The 16,750-nt window shown below is 61.5% G+C and carries 15 protein-coding genes and 1 pseudogene; 11 read left to right on the forward strand and 5 right to left on the reverse strand.

All coding sequences use genetic code 11. From position 1 onward, the window contains the following. Nucleotides 1–2 precede the first annotated feature (2 nt). Both GM415_RS06075 and GM415_RS06080 read left to right on the forward strand, forming a co-directional pair. Nucleotides 3–1,337: a histone deacetylase family protein gene (locus GM415_RS06075; protein WP_158946927.1), complete on the forward strand. Its 1,335-nt coding sequence runs from the start codon at nucleotides 3–5 to the stop codon at nucleotides 1,335–1,337. Then, complete coding sequence (locus tag GM415_RS06080) at nucleotides 1,318–1,749, forward strand: 3D domain-containing protein (RefSeq protein WP_242012378.1); 432 nt, start codon at nucleotides 1,318–1,320, stop codon at nucleotides 1,747–1,749. The genes GM415_RS06075 and GM415_RS06080 overlap by 20 nt, the downstream gene beginning before the upstream one ends. Before the next feature lie 1,140 nt (nucleotides 1,750–2,889). On the opposite strand, the gene GM415_RS17965 is transcribed toward GM415_RS06080, so the two are convergent. Then, nucleotides 2,890–3,042: a hypothetical protein gene (locus GM415_RS17965; RefSeq protein ID WP_199244338.1), complete on the reverse strand. Its 153-nt coding sequence runs from the start codon at nucleotides 3,040–3,042 to the stop codon at nucleotides 2,890–2,892. 12 nt (nucleotides 3,043–3,054) lie between these two features. Next, nucleotides 3,055–3,519 (reverse strand): bactofilin family protein, encoded by a 465-nt coding sequence (locus GM415_RS06085; RefSeq protein ID WP_158946928.1) that lies wholly within the window; start codon nucleotides 3,517–3,519, stop codon nucleotides 3,055–3,057. A 273-nt stretch (nucleotides 3,520–3,792) separates the two neighbouring features. Between GM415_RS06085 and GM415_RS06090 the strand changes: the two genes are divergently transcribed. The 5 genes from GM415_RS06090 to GM415_RS06110 all read left to right on the forward strand — a co-directional run bounded on the left by GM415_RS06090 (nucleotide 3,793) and on the right by GM415_RS06110 (nucleotide 8,314). Continuing rightward, entirely contained in the window at nucleotides 3,793–4,347 is a 555-nt protein-coding gene (locus GM415_RS06090; protein WP_158946929.1) for a GAF domain-containing protein, read from the forward strand. Between the two features lie 47 nt (nucleotides 4,348–4,394). Continuing rightward, entirely contained in the window at nucleotides 4,395–5,414 is a 1,020-nt protein-coding gene (gene gap, locus GM415_RS06095; protein WP_158946930.1) for a type I glyceraldehyde-3-phosphate dehydrogenase, read from the forward strand. A 234-nt stretch (nucleotides 5,415–5,648) separates the two neighbouring features. Next, nucleotides 5,649–6,818, forward strand: coding sequence for a cyclic nucleotide-binding domain-containing protein (locus tag GM415_RS06100; protein WP_158946931.1), 1,170 nt, complete (start codon nucleotides 5,649–5,651; stop codon nucleotides 6,816–6,818). After that, the gene (locus tag GM415_RS06105) at nucleotides 6,818–7,591 is read left to right on the forward strand and encodes a motility protein A (RefSeq protein WP_158946932.1); all 774 of its coding nucleotides are present in this window, start codon (nucleotides 6,818–6,820) and stop codon (nucleotides 7,589–7,591) included. Before GM415_RS06100 ends, GM415_RS06105 begins: the two co-directional genes overlap by 1 nt. A 12-nt stretch (nucleotides 7,592–7,603) precedes the next feature. Further along, entirely contained in the window at nucleotides 7,604–8,314 is a 711-nt protein-coding gene (locus GM415_RS06110) for an OmpA/MotB family protein (protein ID WP_158946933.1), read from the forward strand. Nucleotides 8,315–8,459: 145 nt separating this feature from the next. On the opposite strand, the gene serB is transcribed toward GM415_RS06110, so the two are convergent. Together serB and phrB are read right to left on the reverse strand one after the other, a co-directional pair. Next, nucleotides 8,460–9,668 (reverse strand): phosphoserine phosphatase SerB, encoded by a 1,209-nt coding sequence (serB, locus tag GM415_RS06115; protein ID WP_158946934.1) that lies wholly within the window; start codon nucleotides 9,666–9,668, stop codon nucleotides 8,460–8,462. Between the two features lie 75 nt (nucleotides 9,669–9,743). Beyond that, nucleotides 9,744–11,081, reverse strand: a complete 1,338-nt coding sequence (phrB, locus tag GM415_RS06120) for a deoxyribodipyrimidine photo-lyase (RefSeq protein WP_158946935.1) — start codon at nucleotides 11,079–11,081, stop codon at nucleotides 9,744–9,746. A 143-nt stretch (nucleotides 11,082–11,224) separates the two neighbouring features. On the opposite strand from phrB, the gene GM415_RS06125 reads away from it, so the two are divergent. Together GM415_RS06125 and GM415_RS18285 are read left to right on the forward strand one after the other, a co-directional pair. Beyond that, on the forward strand, nucleotides 11,225–12,640 hold the full coding sequence (locus tag GM415_RS06125) for a sensor histidine kinase (RefSeq protein WP_158946936.1): 1,416 nt from the start codon (nucleotides 11,225–11,227) through the stop codon (nucleotides 12,638–12,640). A gap of 1,068 nt (nucleotides 12,641–13,708) precedes the next feature. Beyond that, nucleotides 13,709–14,344: pseudogene (locus GM415_RS18285) on the forward strand (RHS repeat domain-containing protein); the annotation flags it as partial. A 99-nt stretch (nucleotides 14,345–14,443) separates the two neighbouring features. Here the strand turns inward: GM415_RS18285 and GM415_RS18250 are convergent. Continuing rightward, entirely contained in the window at nucleotides 14,444–14,857 is a 414-nt protein-coding gene (locus GM415_RS18250; RefSeq protein WP_158946938.1) for a GNAT family acetyltransferase, read from the reverse strand. Nucleotides 14,858–14,951: 94 nt separating this feature from the next. On the opposite strand from GM415_RS18250, the gene GM415_RS06140 reads away from it, so the two are divergent. Then, nucleotides 14,952–15,623 (forward strand): D-lyxose/D-mannose family sugar isomerase, encoded by a 672-nt coding sequence (locus GM415_RS06140; protein WP_158946939.1) that lies wholly within the window; start codon nucleotides 14,952–14,954, stop codon nucleotides 15,621–15,623. Nucleotides 15,624–15,727: 104 nt separating this feature from the next. Then, a complete protein-coding gene (locus GM415_RS06145; RefSeq protein ID WP_158946940.1) occupies nucleotides 15,728–16,615 on the forward strand; it encodes a DMT family transporter in 888 nt (295 codons plus the stop codon). Nucleotides 16,616–16,750: the final 135 nt, after the last annotated feature.

The raw sequence follows: 16,750 nt of genomic DNA on the forward strand, positions 1-16,750 counted from the left end.
CCATGCTCAAGGCGAACAACAAACTCGGCATCATCTTTTTTCCGGCCTTTGACTGGGCCATCTCGCCCACTCACCCGGAGCGGCAGGAGCGACTCCTGTATACCCAGGATCAGCTGCGCGAAGAGGGCATCTTCGACATCGAGGGCGTGGAGGAATACAAGCCCGACGTGGCGGACATCGAGGACGTTGAGCGCGTCCACTTCTGCTTTCCGGACGTGAACTCCGTGACCACGCGGTCCCACCGGATTTCGGCGGGCGGGGCCATGAAGGCCGCCGACCTGGTCATGACCGGCGAGCGCGACTGCGCCTTCGCCATGGTCCGGCCGCCCGGGCATCACGCCATGAAAGTGGTCCACGGCTCCCGCGGCTTCTGCAACATCAACATCGAAGCGGTGATGATCGAGCACATCCGCGAGACCTACGGCCACAAGCGCGTGGCCATCGTGGATACGGACTGCCACCACGGCGACGGCACCCAGGACGTGTACTGGCACGACCCGGACACCCTGTTCATTTCCCTCCACCAGGACGGGCGCACCCTGTATCCCGGCTCGGGATTTCCCCAGGAACTGGGCGGACCCAAGGCCAGGGGCAGAAACATCAACATCCCGCTGCCGCCCAACACCTCGGACGAGGGGTTCCTGATGGCAATGGAGCGTGTGGTCATGCCCATCCTGGAGGACTTCAAGCCGGACCTGGTGGTCAACTCCGCCGGGCAGGACAACCATTTCTCCGACCCGATCACCAATATGAACTTCTCGGCCCGGGGCTACGCTGCCCTCAACGAGATGCTCAAGCCGGACATCGCGGTGCTGGAAGGGGGCTATTCCATCCAGGGCGCGCTGCCGTACGTCAACCTCGGCATCTGCCTGGCCATGGCGGGGGTGGACTACTCGCACGTCCGCGAGCCCAACTACAATCCCGATCAGATCAAGCAGGACGATCAGACCACGGCCTACATCGAGGAGCTGTGCAGACAGCTGCCCAAGCTCTATTTCGATCCTCCCGCCTTCGATCCCAAGGGCGACTCCCGCCAGGGCGTCATCTCCGGCAACCAGTTCATCCGCCACAAGCAGATTTACTACGACACCGACGGCATTAACGAGGTCCAGCAGGAGTCCCTGACCCTGTGTGACAAGTGCCGGGGGCTGTACAAGGTGGAGACCCGCGCCGACTCCGGTCCGCTCTGCCTGGGCGTGGAGATTCCCATCGACGCCTGCCCTGACTGCAAGAGCAAGGGATACCAGCTTGTGGAAGACGGCCTGATCAAGGGCGGCTATCGCTATGTGCAACTCATCAACAGAAAGGACAAGGACTATGTCCGATACGGATTCTGATCCGCACTGGCGGAGGATGAAACGGTGGTTCCTGCTGTTTTATCTTCTCGTGGCCGTGCTGACCGGGCTGGGCATCGCCTGGCATGTTCCCAATCCCGTGCTCTGGAATTCCCTTGAGGTCACGGTGACGGCCTACAACTCCACTCCGGGGCAGACCAGCGGCAATCCGTTCGTGGCGGCCTGGGGAGACCGGCTGAAGCCCGGCATGGAGTGCGTGGCGGTCTCGCGGGACCTGATCCCCCTCGGCCTCGGCCATCGTGCCGAGGTCTATGTCGACGGCATCGGCGGGCCATACCCGGTTCTGGACAAGATGAATCGGCGGTTCAAGAAGCGGATCGATCTCTACTTCGGAGTCAACGTGAAAAAAGCACGCAAGTTCGGGGAAAGGTCCACAACCATCTATTGGCGCTAACGGCAGGCGGCCGAGAAAGGCGCGATTGCTGCGTTGCTGCGAGAAGTTCAAAGCCTCGCGTACTTCCTGTACGCGAGGCTTTGAACTTCTCTTGCGCCTTGCACTCACACCTTTCTCGGCCGCCTGCCTGGGTGGTTGTCTCTGCAGCCTTGCGGGTAATTGGGGGCGGCTACCCGGGTAGGAGGGCAGGGCGTGCTTGCGGCGTTGCCGTAAAGTGCAAGCCTTGTGTTTCGGGCTCACGTTCCTTTTTTTCGCTGTACCTCTCTCGTTTCCCTAGATCCTTACATGGGCCGGATTCGCCGACACTCAGGCCGTTCTTTCGGGAATGGCTTTTCTGACATGAAAGGGGAGCGCGTCATGCCCGCAATTGGTCGAGGGGTGCAGGTGGAAAAGTGCAAATGTGCAACCGCATTTGTGCAAGAGGAGGCACTTTGCACAAATGTTGAGCATGCAACATTTTTACTATTTCATATATAGCTATGAAATAATTGGGTAAGATGTTTTGGCACGCCCCGTGCTTATGTCTTCGCATGCACGATGCAGTTACCGTTTCTCTCATCATCCTGGTCGTCGCGTTGTTGCGACGATCCCTCCTCATTGACTCGGGCGCCGGTTCCGGCGTCCGGGCAGGAGGGGAGATTCTCGGCTTACCGGTCCCGGCTCCCGCACGGGTCCAGGCGGTACACCCCCAAGCCGCCCGGTACAGGGAGCGTCATACCCGGGACCTTTGAGCATATACCATACCTCCCTACTCAAGGAACGCGAAACTAACCTCAACCCTCCTCAACAGTTGAACCCAAACCGAAAAAGGCCATCCCCCCAGATGGCCTTTTTCCAGTTCTGGCGTCCCGAAGAAGTTGTCATCCATCTGTTCGGTGAACGGGAAAGAGTTGCGCCAAAAAAAGGACCGCTCCAGGCGGTCCTCGCAGACTTTCGACAAAGTTCAATCTGGCAGGTTGGAGAGGAATCGTCAGCCGCTAGGCGCAAAAAAAGCTCAGGGCCGAAGCGTATATGCATACGTGAGGGTCTGAGCTTTTTGAAGCAACGACGCGGATGGAGGTTGCTCCCCAAACTGAGAGGACCGCCTTCGGGCGGTCCTCTTCATGGCGCTTGCGCGCCGAAATGCGGCGGTGCGAAAAGCTATTTCTTTTCGTCCTTGACCTCACGGATGGAGGCCTTGCCCACGGTCAGGGAGCGAACGTGACGCTGGCGCACCAGTTCGACCATGCGCACGTCTTCATCGCTGTACACCACGTGTTCCTTGCCGTTGTTTTCGATCACCAGTTCGTACATGTCTCACCTCTTTTAGAGAATGCTGTCGCCCGATCCCGTTTTGGCGATCGGGGTCTCCGGGGCGTCGTCGCGGGTAGCCTTGGCGCCGAAATCGGCTGCCACGACCTTGGCCCCTGCGGCCACGCCCTCTTTGGTCATCACGATATTGCCTTCCATGACGGCCCCTTGCTCGACCACCAGCGCAGGGGTGGAGAGGGAACCGTTGAGCACGGAGGTTTTTTCCAGCACGGCGCGTTCCTTGACCGTGACCTCGCCTTCGATGCGGCCACAGGAGGTCAGCCGACCCACCCGAATCTTGCCGATGATGGAGGCCTTGCGCCCGAGGATCAGGTCGCCGTCAGTGGATATTTCGCCTTCGAACTGTCCGTCGATGCGGACCGTTCCCACGAAATCCAGTTTGCCTTTGTATTCCGTTCCCACGCCGAGAAAGGCGTTCAGTTCGGTATTGTCGCTTTGTTTACTGCCAAAAAGGCCCATGGTTCATACCTCGCAAATATAGACGGGTGCGGGGCTCGCTCCCTGGAAGCAGCCTTATCGGAGCAGGCAGGAAAACCCTATACCCCCGGCTTCAAGGAAATGCCACATTTTTTTCCGGGCCTCGGGGGCCGTCCTTCCGGGAATGATTTTTTGCAAATTGTCGTTGATTTGTTTTGCGCATGCAATACAGTTGTGCGTGAAACTGAAGAACCGGCCCGCGCAGCATCGGCGGCGCGGTGTCCCGAGTATAACCCAGAGCAAGGCAGGTAGGACATGAGCCAGCGGCTTTACAAAACCATTTACGAAATCGCCAGAACGGTGAACTCCAGTCTCGACCCCTCCGAAGTGATGGCGGCCATTGCCAAGGAGGTCTCGGACGCCATGGAGGCCAAGGGGTGCTTTATTCGAGTGCTGGATACCCGCGAGACCATGCTCAAGCCGGGCGGATTTTACGGCCTCAGCGAGCGGTACGCCCAGAAAGGCCCCGTTGAGGTGGGCAAGAGCCGCCTCGACCAGGAGGTGCTGGAGGGCAGGACCGTGACCATCGCCGACGTCCGCGACGACGACCGCTTCCAGTACCCCAAGGAGGCCTCGGAGGAGGGCATCGTCTCTCTCGTGGTGGTCCCGCTCAATGCCCGCGACCGGGTCATCGGCGTGTTGCGCGTCTACTCCGGCGAGGCCCGCGTCTTCAGCGAGGAGGAGATGGACTTCTTGCAGTGCATCGCCAATCTCTCCGGCCTCGCCCTGGAAAACGCCCGCATGTACAAGGCGCTCAAGCGCGCCAGCGAATTGGCCGACGAATTCAACTACCGCGTATTTGAAGACTAACCCCCGGAGCCGGGGCGGGCGCCCCGGCACGGCCCAAGGAGAATATCATGGCCAAGATCAAAGTAGGCATCAACGGCTTCGGCCGCATCGGACGCCAGGTGCTCAAGACCATATGGGAACACCACCGCGACACCCTGGAAGTGGTCGGGGTTAACGACCTCTTCGATATCAACACCAACGCGCACCTGCTGCGTCACGACACCTGCTACCGCAGCCTGCCCGTGCCCATTACCGTGGAAGGGGACACCTTCCATGTGGGCGACGACTTCACCGTGCGCAACTTTGCCGAGCGCGACCCGAAGCTCATCCCGTGGGGCGAACTCGGCGTGGATGTGGTGGTGGAGTCCACCGGCATCTTCCGCACCGGTCCCACTGCGGCCCATCACCTGGAGGCGGGCGCCAAGAAGGTCGTCATCTCCGCCCCGGCCAAGGAGGAGGACATCACCCTGGTCATGGGCGTGAACAATCACCTCTACGACCCGGCAAAACATCACGTCGTCTCCAACGCGTCCTGCACCACCAACTGCCTGGCCCCGGTGGTAAAGGTGGTGCATGAGGCCTTCGGCATCACCAAGGGCGTGATGACCACGGTCCACGCCTACACCAACGACCAGCGCATCCTGGACCTGCCGCACAAGGACCTGCGGCGTGCCAGGGCGGCGGCGTGCAACATGATCCCCACCACCACGGGGGCGGCCAAGGCCGTGGCCCTGGTCATCCCCGAGATGCAGGGCCGTTTCGAAGGATACTCCGTGCGCGTGCCCACTCCCACCGTCTCCCTGGTGGACTTCGTGGCCGTGCTGGAGAAGGACACCACCACAGAGGAACTCAAGTCCGTGCTGCGCGACGCGGCTCACGGCCCCCTCAAGGGCATTCTCGACTACAGCGAGGAACCGCTGGTCTCCTCGGACTACATCGGCAACTCCCATTCAAGCATTGTCGAGGCCGACTTCACCGTGGTCCAGAGCGGCAACCTGGCAAAGATTTATGCCTGGTACGACAACGAGTGGGGCTACTCCTGCCGCGTGGCCGACCTCATCGCCTACATGGCGGAAAAAGGCTTGTAATACATGTCGGTAAGCGCCCTTCCGGTCCAATGGGCCGGAAGGGCGATCTTGTCTTCGGCCGCTGCGAACCTCGTCTCCGTTTCGCCCGGTTTACCTGCAGGATCGCAAGCATGCGGGTTTTTCTAATTGTACGCCCCCGTCCATTTAGTGTACTTAATAAAAAAAAGGGTGCCTTAACCTTGCGGGATAACGGCAGGGGAGCGGTTTCACTATCGTGGGAGACGACGAAGACGTATGACCGACAGCAGTACGCAGAACATCAAGTCCTACTACAAGGGACAATCCATCTACAAGGAAGGGCAGAAGGGCTCAGTCGCCTACATGATCAAGAAGGGGTCGGTGAATCTCTACCGTACCGTTGACGGGCGCAAGATCGTCACCGAGCGGCTGGGCAAGGGCGAGATTTTCGGCGAGATGGGGCCCCTGGGCGGCAGCGAGCGGTCCAGCAGCGCCGAGGCCGCCGAGTTCTGCGAGCTGATGGTCCTCACCGGGCAGGTCATTCAGACCATGCTCGATCGTTGTCCCAAGACCATCCAGCTCTTGACCCGGGTGTTCGTCAGGCGGCTGCGCAAGGCCGAGTCCACCACGCTCAACCAGTCGCACAAGAGCTCGTTTCTTTCCATCTGCCGCATCTTGGAGATGGCGTACAGATGTCACGTCTCCATGAAGCCCGCCGAGGCCAAGAAGGTGCCCGGCCACAGGCAGGGGCTGGCCGCGAGCGAGTTCGCCAAGCAGGTCAAGAACATCCTGCTCGTCTCCCAGTTGGAGATAGACACCGCCCTGGACCAGTTGGCCGCCCTCAAGATCATCGCCATCACCAAGCACGGTTCGGGCAAGGCCTTCAGCGAGCGCTACATCGCGGTCAACGACATGGAGACCTTCTTCCAGGTGGCGGCGAATCTGTACAAGGAATTGTCAAAGACGGGTTCGCTGGAGCCGGAGCTCGAATACATCGACATCCACGACCTGGCCGACGAGGTCGATGCCCAGCCCGACGTGCTTTACCGCAAGCTGGCCAATCACGAATTTCCCGAAGCGCTTTTCTGCTTCCCCCGCAGTGCCGTACTTAACTGGGCTGATGAGCAGGAAGAGGATTTCTTCAAGCGGGTCAAGCGCCGCCGCAAGGCGATAAAGGACCTGGAGGACGTCAACGACATCGTGTTCGTGGACAATGCCACCTGCAAGGAGGTCTTTGCCAAGCTCGGTTACTACAAGCTCGGCGTGCTCCTCTCCGTGGCCGACGGGGAGGCGTCCCAGAAGATTCTCGGCAACCTGGCCAAGAAGATCGCCAAGATCGTGCAGGACGAGGCCGAAGCGCGCGGCCCGGCCGATCCGGCGGAGGCCGAGGACGTGTCCGATGAGCTCATCGAAATGATCAAGGCGGCCAAGGGAGTGAACGGCTAGTGAACATCGCCACCATCTTCGGCATCATCGCCGGCATCTTCGTGCTCTGCGCGGCCACCTATGCGGCCACCGATTCCGTGGCCGTGTTCGTCAACCCTCCGGGCCTGGCCATCGTACTCGGCGGCACCATCGCCGCCACCTTCATCTGCTACCCCCTGCGCGAGGTGGCCCGGGTCATGGGGCTGTTCGTCACCGCCTTCACCGCCGAGGAACTGCCCATCGGCAACTACATCAAGGACATCGTCGAGATTTCCAAGAACGCGGCCAAGGGCGAGGAGCACCTGGAACGGTCCCTCAAGGGCATGGAGAACGAATTTCTGCGCGACGGCCTCCAGATGCTGGTGGACGGCTACTCCAAGGAAGAGCTTGAGGAAATCCTCAACAACCGCATCCAGCAGTTCCACGAACAGGAGACCAACGCCGCGGGCATCTACCGGACCATGGCCGCGCTCTCGCCCGCCTTCGGTATCATCGGCACGCTCATCGGGCTCATCGCCATGATGCAGTCCATGGGCGACGACGTGGCCCGCATCGGCCCGGCCATGGCCACCGCGTTGACTACCACCCTCTACGGCGCGCTTTTCGCCAACATGCTCTACACGCCCATCGCCACCAAGGTGGAGCGGCGCGTGGAGGAGCGCACCATCCTCATGTGCGTCATCCGCGACGGCATCCTCTTCATCAAGGACAAGACCCCGGCTCCCATTATTTTGGACAAGCTCAAGGGCTACCTGCCTCCGCGCAAGTGGTCGTCCATCGCCAAGGCCAAGTAGCCCGGAGCCGCCATGCGCTACTCCAATTCGTTCATTCTCAAGAAAAAGGCCGTCCCGCCCGACGCGGGCTGGAGCCTGACCCTGGCCGACATGATGACGCTGCTGCTGTGTTTTTTCGTCATCATCGTCTCCATCTCGAAGGTGGACCCCAACCGCTATGAGGCCATGTCCGACGTCCTGGCCGAGGCCATGCGTTCCAAGGGGGCTCCCTCCAAGCGAGTTGCCAGCGAGACCCGCATGCGCGTGGAAGGCAAGTCCAAGAACCTTTTTGCCCTGCAACTGGAGCTGGCCAAGCTTGTTGGGCGCGACGCCAACGCCGTCAGCCTGAAGATGCGGCCCGACGCCGTGGCCATCAACCTCAAGGGTGGTGTCTTTTTCCAGCTCGGCAGCGCCTCCCTCACCGGCGACGCCCTGCGTATTCTCGACAAGCTCGCCGCCCCCCTGACCGAGGCACACTACCAACTGACCATCGAAGGGCATTCCGACAACCTGCCCATCAAGTCCTCCCAATTCCCGTCAAACTGGGAACTCTCCTCTGCCCGCGCCTCCTCGGTGGCTCGTTATTTCATTGCCCAGGGCTTCCCCAAGAACGACATTCGCGTTCTGGGGTTGGCTGACACCCGGCCGCTGGCGCCCAATACCGATGCAAAGGGCAACTCCATTCCCGAGAATCAGTCCAGGAACCGCCGCGTCGTCATCCTCGTCAGGCCCATGAAGGGCTAGGCAGCCGAGGCCGTCGGCCCTGGTTATTCACTGTAGAATCCGGTTGTTTTTCCGAAAGAAACCCATGCGCGGCGCGGTGCCGTGCACTGGAATGCGGCCTTGTCCTTGGGCAGGGTCGACCGGGGAAAGAGGGTAGCGTCCCGCGCTATTCCAGGTCGCGGTCGCTGAGCCCGATAAGGTAAAGGATGGAGTCGAGGCCGAGGGTGGAGATGGCCTGGCGCGCGCCTTTCTTGACCTTGGGTTTGGCGTGGAAGGCGATGCCCAGCCCTGCGAGATTGAGCATGGGGAGGTCGTTGGCGCCGTCGCCCACTGCGATGACCTGTTGCAGGGAGATGGATTCCTCGGCGGCGATCTTCTGGAGCAGCTCGGCCTTTCGCTCGGCGTCCACTATGTGGCCCACGGCCTGGCCGGTGAGCTTGCCGTCCACGATCTCGAGTTCGTTGGCGTAGACGTAGTCGATCCCCAGTCTTTCCTTTAGGATATGGCCGAAATACGTGAACCCGCCGGAGAGGATGGCGATGGTGTAGCCCAGGTTCTTGAGGGTGGCGATGAGCTTTTCCGCGCCTTCGGTCAGGGGCAGGCGGTCGGCCACCTTCTGTAGCACGGACTCGTCGAGGCCTTCGAGCAGGGAGAGGCGCTTGCGCAGGGACTGCTTGAAGTCGAGCTCGCCGCGCATGGCGGACTCGGTGATGGCGGCCACCTGGTCGCCCACGCCCGCCTCCTTGGCCAGCTCGTCGATGACCTCGGCCTGGATCAGGGTGGAGTCCATGTCAAAGGCCACCAGACGGCGGTTGCGGCGGAAGATGTTGTCTTCCTGGAAGGCGATGTCGGCCATGAGCTCGGCGGAAATATCGAGGAATTGCGAGCGGATCTCCGCGATGTCGCGGGGCGTGCCGCGCACGGAGAACTCCACGCAGGCGCGGGAACATTCGTAGTCGCCGCAATCCAGGGGCACTCGGCCCGAGAGGCGGTGGATGGTATCGATGTTCAGGCCGGAATCCGAGACCACTGAGGCAATGGAGGCGATCTGTTCGGCGGAAATGGCCCGGGCCAGGAGGGTGATGATGTAGCGGGGCTTGTCCGCCGCGCCAACCCAGGAGCCGTAGGCTTCCTCGGTCTGGGGGTGGAGCTTCATGGTCACGCCGAGTTCGTGCGCCCGGAAGAGCAGATCCTTGAGCACGGGTTGGGCGTCCTCGGGCAGCCGGATGAGGATGCCCAGGGTGAGAAAGTTGTGAATGACCACCTGGCCGATGTCCAGGATGTCCACGTCGTACCCGGCGAGGACGCGGGTCAGTTCGGTCGTCAGGCCAGGGCGGTCGCTGCCCGTTACGTGCACCAGTATGATCTTTTCCATGCAAAGCTCTCCTAAGGCGAAATGCAGACGGACCTTCTCATAAATCCGGGCGGCAGTAAATGTGCTGAGCGGACCCTATCCCGGTTGGCTGGCGATATAGTCGTCCACCTTGAATTTCCGGCGGCAGCCATTCTCGTTCATGTAGCGTACCGAACCGTAGACGGGGCGTGTTTTCCAGGGGCGGTCGTGCAGCCCGGCCACGGACCAGAGTGCGCCCACGTAGCCGTTTGGGTCCCTGCCGTCGAGCTGGTAGCGGTCGTTGAGGCGGATGACGGTCGCCAGGGCTTCCTCCGGCGAGGCCGACCACTCCAGGATTTTCTTGGCCCAGAACATGCGCAGGTAGCCGTGCATGTATCCGGTCTCGAGCATCTGGCGCTGGGCCGCGTTCCAGAGGGCGGAGTGAGTCCTGGCCGCCTCGAATTCCTCAATGGAATAGAGGTAGGGGCGCGGATCGTCCCGATGTTCGTCCAGGGTCTTGCGCGCCCACTCCGGAGCGCCGTCCAGGGAGTCGTAGTGTGGATTGTGCAGGCAGAAATTGTCTGAGAGTTCTCGCCGGACCACCAACTCCTCCAGATAGGCGGCCTGGCCTTCGCCCTTGCCCGAGGCAGCCACGGCCAGGGCTGCGCGCAGAGGTGCCAACTGACCGAAATGGAAATAGGCCGAGAGCCGGGAGGTGGCGTCGGCCACGGGATCATTGCGTCTGTCCGAGTACCGGTGGAGGCGGCTTTGGACAAATGTGTCCAGAGCAATGTGGGCGGCGGCTTCGCCGGGCTCAAGGCCTACCGGTCCCACGGAATCGTCCACGATCAGGTCCCTGCGAACCGTCGCCCAGGCCGTGACCGAGTGCTGTGCCGGCGGTCCCGGCATGGGTGCAAGAGGCGGGAATTCCTCGAGGAATTCCTGTGAGAGGCGGTGGATCTTGGGCCGGATGGTCCTTGCCGCGTACTCCTGCTTGTCCGAAACGAGCCGGGCCGGGATGACGTTATGCCCGTCCACCTCGATGAGCGGGACGGGGAGTGTCTCGGCCACGCCTTGCTGCCAGGCCTGCTTGACGCGCAGGGGGTCGAAGTCCGTGATCACGGCCCCGGCGTTCAGCTCGGCAGCCAGGGCCGGGATCGCCAAAACAGGATCGCCCTTCAGCAGGAAAAAGGGGATGTGCAGCTCCATGAGCCCGCGCTCGACTTCCTCCAGGCCGCGCAGCATGAAGTCGTAATGCCGCAGGGTTGCGCCGGGGTAGTCGTCGACAAGACAAAAGGCCACGGCCAGTTGGCGGTCCTCCCCGGCCAGTTCGCGAGCGTGCAGCAGGCCCCAGTTGTCGTGGATCCGCTGCTCTCGGCTCATCCAGTAGAGGATGGTCCCGTCGGCCATGGCAGCCTTGTTCAGACAATGGATTCGCATGGTGTTGGTACGCATGCGGCACCTTAGCAAAGAACGGCGAAATGGACCACGCTCAGGGAAAGGAGCGCGTTTGTGCAACCACCTTGTGCAGATTGTGTGGAAAGGGTATGGTGCATTGTACTGGATTCTCATACGGAACCGATCTTCCGGGAGGAGGCATGGGCAAGACAAGCGGTTCGGATGACGCCAATGGCGCGTCCGGCAACGAGTTCGCCACGGATGAAGCCCGCCACGAATACGTGATGATGCGGATCAAGGAAAAGCTCGTCGACTACGAGGGGTACGACTTTTCCATGCAGCAGGTGCGGGCCTTCAACATATTTTTCGAGCTGGCGCAGGAGTTGCGCGGACGCGACATGTTCTACACCGTGTGCATGATGATTCCTCGCGTGCTTTTCGGCCTGGAGTCCAACATCTACATTCTGGAGGACGAGGAGACGTTCGTTCTGGCAGGCTGCTCCGGCGACCGTTGCGCGCTGGACTCCACCCGTCCCTGGGACGACAAGCTTACCAACCACGTGGTCCGGGCCGACGGACACCTGTATATTCCCATTCACTGCAACCCCGGTTACACCGATCTGCTCGCCTTTCCACCGCCGCACAACATCATCGGGTGCTTCGAGATGTACCCGTGCGACAACCTGGGGGATCAGGCCCTGCTTTTTCTGGAGAAATTCGTCAACCGCATCGGGTTCCAGCTGCACCACCGCATCATCCGCTCCCGCAACAGGGAACACCTCCAGTTCATCAAGTCCATGGTTCAGGACATCGGGCACAACGTCATCGTGCCCAACATGTATTTCAAGCTCTATTTCAACCGGTTGAAACGGCAGATCGAAGCGCTGCACGTGACCACGGAGCGGGTGCTGACCATGATGGCGGAGTGCGGCCGGGATGAATGCGTGGACGTGGGCAATGAACTGGCCCGGACCGCCGTCTCCATCGACCAGCAGTACAAGGAGATATACCGGCACTACGAGACCACCTCCATGTTCCTGGAGACGCTGTTGCGGCGCAGGCATTTCGAGGAAGGGCGCTACGTGTTGATAAAGCGTGAGGTCAACCTGCGCACCAACGTGCTGGAGCCGCAGCTGGATCGCTACAGCCAGCGGTTCGAGGAGCGCGGCATCCAGGTCGGATTCGCCCTGGGCGGCGCACCTGACCAGATGATCCGGCTGGTCATGGACCCGGGACTCATCGCCCAGGTCTATGCGAACTTCTTTTCCAACGCCGTCAAGTATACGGACGAGGCGACCCTGCCCGACGGCAGGCATGGCAAGTTCGTCTCCTACGGCTGGGAGGTGCTCAAGGATCACTTCGGAGAGGGACGTCCCGGCATCCGCATGTGGGTGACCTCCACGGGGCGTCCGTTGACCCTGGCCGACCCCATGGATGTGTTCAAGCCGGGCTTCCGCGCCGACAACGTGGCCGGGAAGAGCGGCACGGGCCGCGGACTGTATTTCGTCCGCCAGGTGGTGGAGTTGCACCACGGCAGCGTGGGGTATCGGCATTCGGCCTACGGGAATGAGTTTTCGTTTATTTTGCCCTTCGAGCAGGCAAAGGAAGCGGAGTAGGTTCACTTCTTACAAATTAGTCTTTCTCCATTTTTCCTCTGTTGTGCCGCTTCACATCCCGCCCCCTTTTTTGCGGCACCGATTATCAAGAAATAAGGAAGCCGCCTTTCGGGCGTCGATGATTGTTTTGAGGATTTCGTCCCTCCGGGCCGACTTCCTTTTTGGCTGAGCCGCTCCAAAAAGGAAGCAAAAGCCGCGCTTTTTTGTGCTGCAGCGCGAGTTCGGGGCCAAGAGCCGCTAACACGGCTTTCGCTGCCCGAAAAGCGAAAGCCTGCCGTGCAGGCGCGCTTCGGGCTGCGCTTTCGCCGTGTGCAAGCGGCTCTAAGCCCCGAGCTCGATTACCGGTAGCTGTCGGGGTAGTTGGTAACTTGCCGTGGGCGGCGATTGTCCTATGCCCGGCAAATCGAGTTAGCACCTCAATGACTAATTAAAAGAAGCAATTCGGCTCTTCGCCTTTCCCTTCAAAGGTCCGCAGTCAGCCCCTTGCTCTCGGGCCTAGAAGCTCACCAACGCGGTCGGCGGCTCTTTGGCCGTGATACGCACGGAGTCGGACGGCTTCTGAATGCTAAGGGGGGCAGAGCGTTTCACTCAACGTAGTCCGGAGCCGACCGGGTTGGATGAGATTCTCGCCAGCGAGCACCGGGGCGGGGATGCCCTCCAAGCGCCTTTTCTTTCGTCTATTTCTTTTGGCGCAGCAAAAGAAATGGACCCCGCCGGGAGGGCATGGAGGGCTTTTGGGGGCGCAGCCCCCAAACCCGACTCTCGCGCGCTGCAAGCGCGATTCCCGGAGGGGGGAGGAGCGGCACGCTCCAACACCGGCTCTCCTCGCGCCGACAGGCACAATCCCCACCCCTGTCAACACCCTATTTCACCCTTTTTTCGCCCGTTCTCATCCCATTTTGATTCGGGCCGTCCATGGCCCTCACCCCTTCGGGGCGTTGCGGCAAGACCGCAACGTCCAAATCCGCTGTCCTGCGGATTTGTCACCCGTTTTCATCCGGCCCGAAAAACCGGGGCTACGCTTCCTCATTCCGGCAATGGTGCCGGAACCAAACCAAGGAGGAAGTCATGCCTCATCCATATGAGTATCAACTGAAACGCGACCACGAAGGCCGCATCATCGAGAAAACCGAAACCGTGGCGGGCAAGTCCGTTGTCTGGACGTACGCGTACGACAAGGTCGGACGCCTCACCGAGGCCCGGCTGGGCAACCGGATCATCTGCCAGTGCTGGTACGACAGGGAGGGCCGCCGCAACCAGGACTGCTTTCCGGCAACGGCGGGCAAGGACCTCCGCCGCTACACCTACCGGCTGGACAATCGCCTGATGTCCGCCGGCAACAACGGCTACACCCACGACAAGAACGGCTTCCGCTCCATCTGGAAGCACGAAGGCAAATACACCACGTACCAGTACGCGCCTGACTGCCGCCTGCTCCGGGCCGAAAAGGAGGACGAGGGCGTGGTCTTCGAGTTCGCGCACGACGGCGAGGGGCGGCGCGAAGCCAAGTTTCGCAACGGCGAGCTGGTCGAGGCCTATGCCTGGCTCGACTTCCTCCGCCTGGCCGGGTTCCACGACGGCGAACACGGCCATGAGTTCGCCTACCGCGAAAACGAGCGTACGCCCTATGCCATGCGCCGCGACGACGGAGCCGTGGCCGCGCTCCTCTACGACCAGGTGGGCTCCCTGCGGGTGGTTGCCGACATGGACGGCCAGAATCATTACGACACCTTCACCAGCCGATGGGCCGCCCCCGACCCCATGGGCGACGCGGGCTGGGGCGTCTGTCGCCAGCCAGACGGTTCAGTCCAGCCGCTTGCCCATGCTGATGCGGTCTTCCACGGCAAAGCCGTTGGCCTCGTAGAACGAGCGCACGGATTCGTTGCCCGCCACGATCTGGAGGTTAACCTTGATGCAGCCCAGGGCCGCAAGGCGCTCCTCGGCGTGGGCGAGCAGGGAGGAGCCGATCCCATGGCCGCGCCTGTCCGGGGCTGTTGCCAGGGAGTATATCCAGCCCCGGTGGCCGTCGTATCCCGCCATGACCGTGCCGATTACCTCGCCGCCGTCCTCGGCCACGAAGAAGAGGTCGTCCACGGCGATTTTCTTGTCGATGGCCAGGGCCGGGGCGTTGTGGGCGGACTTGTAGCCGAACACGTTTTTCCAGAGGGCGATGACCGCCTGCCGGTGCGTTGAGTCGTCGTAGGTGAGAATGTGCATGGTTTGAGTCTGCCTCTGCCGCGTTGCGCTGTCCAGCCCCGTCCGCCGTTGTATTCGCTTGACGCCCCGTGGCAACCTCTCCTACTCTTCTGGCATGAAACGAAGCGAGATCAACGCCCTTATCCGTGACGCCAAGGAGTTCTTCGAGTCCTTTCAATTCAAGCTGCCGCCCTGGGCTTTCTGGGGGCCGAATGACTGGAAGGGCAAGGGAGACCTGGAAGTGGTCCGCAATCAGCTCGGCTGGGACCTGACCGACTACGGCGCGGGCGACTTCGAGAAGCGGGGCCTGATCCTGTTCACCATCCGTAACGGCAACCTGGCCGCCGGACACCCCAAGCAGTATGCGGAAAAGATCATGATCGTGCGCGAAGGGCAGATCTGTCCCATGCATTTTCACTGGTCCAAGACCGAGGACATCATCAATCGGGGCGGCGGTAACCTCGTCATCGAGCTTTACGGCTCCACCCCGGACGAGGAACTCGCCGCCGAGCCGCTCACGGTCATGGTGGACGGCATCCCCCGCACTGTGGAGCCGGGCGGCACCGTGATCCTCTCCCCGGGCGAGTCCATCTTTCTGGAGCAGGGCATGTACCACCGCTTCTACGGCGAGGCGGGCAAGGGCAAGGTGCTGGTGGGCGAGGTCTCCTCGGTCAACGACGACAACACGGACAACCGCTTTCATCAGCCCCAGCCGCGCTTCCCGGAGATCGACGAAGACGAGCCGCCCCTGCATCTGTTGTGCACGGACTATCCCGGCTACATCTAGTCGCTCAGGCCCGGCTCGACATCGCCGGAACCGATGGCGATCATCGCAAAATATGAATGGACCATGGACGGCAAGGGCTCTATACCTCATGCCGGAACAATAGCATGCAGAAACAGTCTCTTACCTATCTTTACCTGCTTCTCGTCACCAGCATGGCACTGTGGGGCGGCACCTGGATCGCCGGACGCGTCCTGGCCCAGTCCATCCACCCCATGTCAGCCGCGTTCCTGCGCTTTTTGCTGGCCTCGGCCCTGCTCCTGTTCATGAGCTGGCGCGCAGAGGGGCGCATCCCCCGGTTGCGGGGTAAACAGGTCTTGCCCGTGGCCTTTCTCGGGGCCACCGGCGTGTTCATCTACAGCTATTTCTTTTTCACCGGGCTTCAGACCATCCCGGCCGGGCGGGCAGCCCTGATCGTGGCCTGCATCCCGGTGTGCATCTCCCTGCTCTCGGCCGTGCTGTACAAGGAAAAGTTCGGCCCGGTTCGTATCGCCGGGGCGATGACCTCGCTGGTGGGCGTGTCCGTGGTCATTGCGGACGGCAACCCCCTGGCCCTGCTCTCTGGCGGGGTGAGCCGGGGCGACTTCATGATCCTGGGCTGCGTTGCGGCCTGGACCGCCTATTCCCTGGGCGGGCGTTCGGTGATGAAGACCCTGTCACCGCTCACCGCCGTGACCTGGTCCTCGGTCTTCGGCACGCTCATGCTGCTGCCTGCCGCCGTCAGCGGCGGCCTGGCCGAAGACGTGCTTCGCGCCCGCCCCCTGGACTGGGCGTGCGTGGTCTACCTCGGCGCTCTGGCCACGGCCCTGGCCTACTACTGGTACTACCAGGCCATCTCGGTCATCGGGGCCAGCCGTTCGGGTATCTTCATCAACACCGTGCCGGTTTTTGCCGTGGTCATGGGCTTTCTACTGCTCGGCGAGCCCATTCACCTCTCCCTGCTTCTCGGTGGCCTCATGGTCGTCACGGGCGTCTACCTGACCAACAGGACGTGATACGGTCTTGGCGGCTTGTCCCGCCTTTTCCGATGTGCGAAGGTGTGATACGCCCTTGCGCCTGATGGCTGTGAGCGACAAAAGTCGGTCGGATTTTTCGCCATCATTAAGAGGTGTTGCCGGTTCATATCCCTT

Source organism: Pseudodesulfovibrio cashew, assembly GCF_009762795.1.
GTDB lineage: Bacteria > Desulfobacterota > Desulfovibrionia > Desulfovibrionales > Desulfovibrionaceae > Pseudodesulfovibrio > Pseudodesulfovibrio cashew.

Coding starts and splice junctions, on each gene's coding strand:
- GM415_RS06090 (WP_158946929.1), top strand. CDS start 3,793: ATGAGCCAGCGGCTTTACAAAACCATTTACGAAATCGCCAGAACGGTG.
- GM415_RS06125 (WP_158946936.1), top strand. CDS start 11,225: ATGGGCAAGACAAGCGGTTCGGATGACGCCAATGGCGCGTCCGGCAAC.
- GM415_RS17965 (WP_199244338.1), bottom strand. CDS start 3,042: ATGTACGAACTGGTGATCGAAAACAACGGCAAGGAACACGTGGTGTAC.
- GM415_RS06145 (WP_158946940.1), top strand. CDS start 15,728: ATGCAGAAACAGTCTCTTACCTATCTTTACCTGCTTCTCGTCACCAGC.
- GM415_RS06085 (WP_158946928.1), bottom strand. CDS start 3,519: ATGGGCCTTTTTGGCAGTAAACAAAGCGACAATACCGAACTGAACGCC.
- gap (WP_158946930.1), top strand. CDS start 4,395: ATGGCCAAGATCAAAGTAGGCATCAACGGCTTCGGCCGCATCGGACGC.
- GM415_RS06100 (WP_158946931.1), top strand. CDS start 5,649: ATGACCGACAGCAGTACGCAGAACATCAAGTCCTACTACAAGGGACAA.
- serB (WP_158946934.1), bottom strand. CDS start 9,668: ATGGAAAAGATCATACTGGTGCACGTAACGGGCAGCGACCGCCCTGGC.
- GM415_RS06075 (WP_158946927.1), top strand. CDS start 3: ATGCTCAAGGCGAACAACAAACTCGGCATCATCTTTTTTCCGGCCTTT.
- GM415_RS06110 (WP_158946933.1), top strand. CDS start 7,604: ATGCGCTACTCCAATTCGTTCATTCTCAAGAAAAAGGCCGTCCCGCCC.
- GM415_RS06080 (WP_242012378.1), top strand. CDS start 1,318: ATGTCCGATACGGATTCTGATCCGCACTGGCGGAGGATGAAACGGTGG.
- phrB (WP_158946935.1), bottom strand. CDS start 11,081: ATGCGTACCAACACCATGCGAATCCATTGTCTGAACAAGGCTGCCATG.
- GM415_RS06140 (WP_158946939.1), top strand. CDS start 14,952: ATGAAACGAAGCGAGATCAACGCCCTTATCCGTGACGCCAAGGAGTTC.
- GM415_RS18250 (WP_158946938.1), bottom strand. CDS start 14,857: ATGCACATTCTCACCTACGACGACTCAACGCACCGGCAGGCGGTCATC.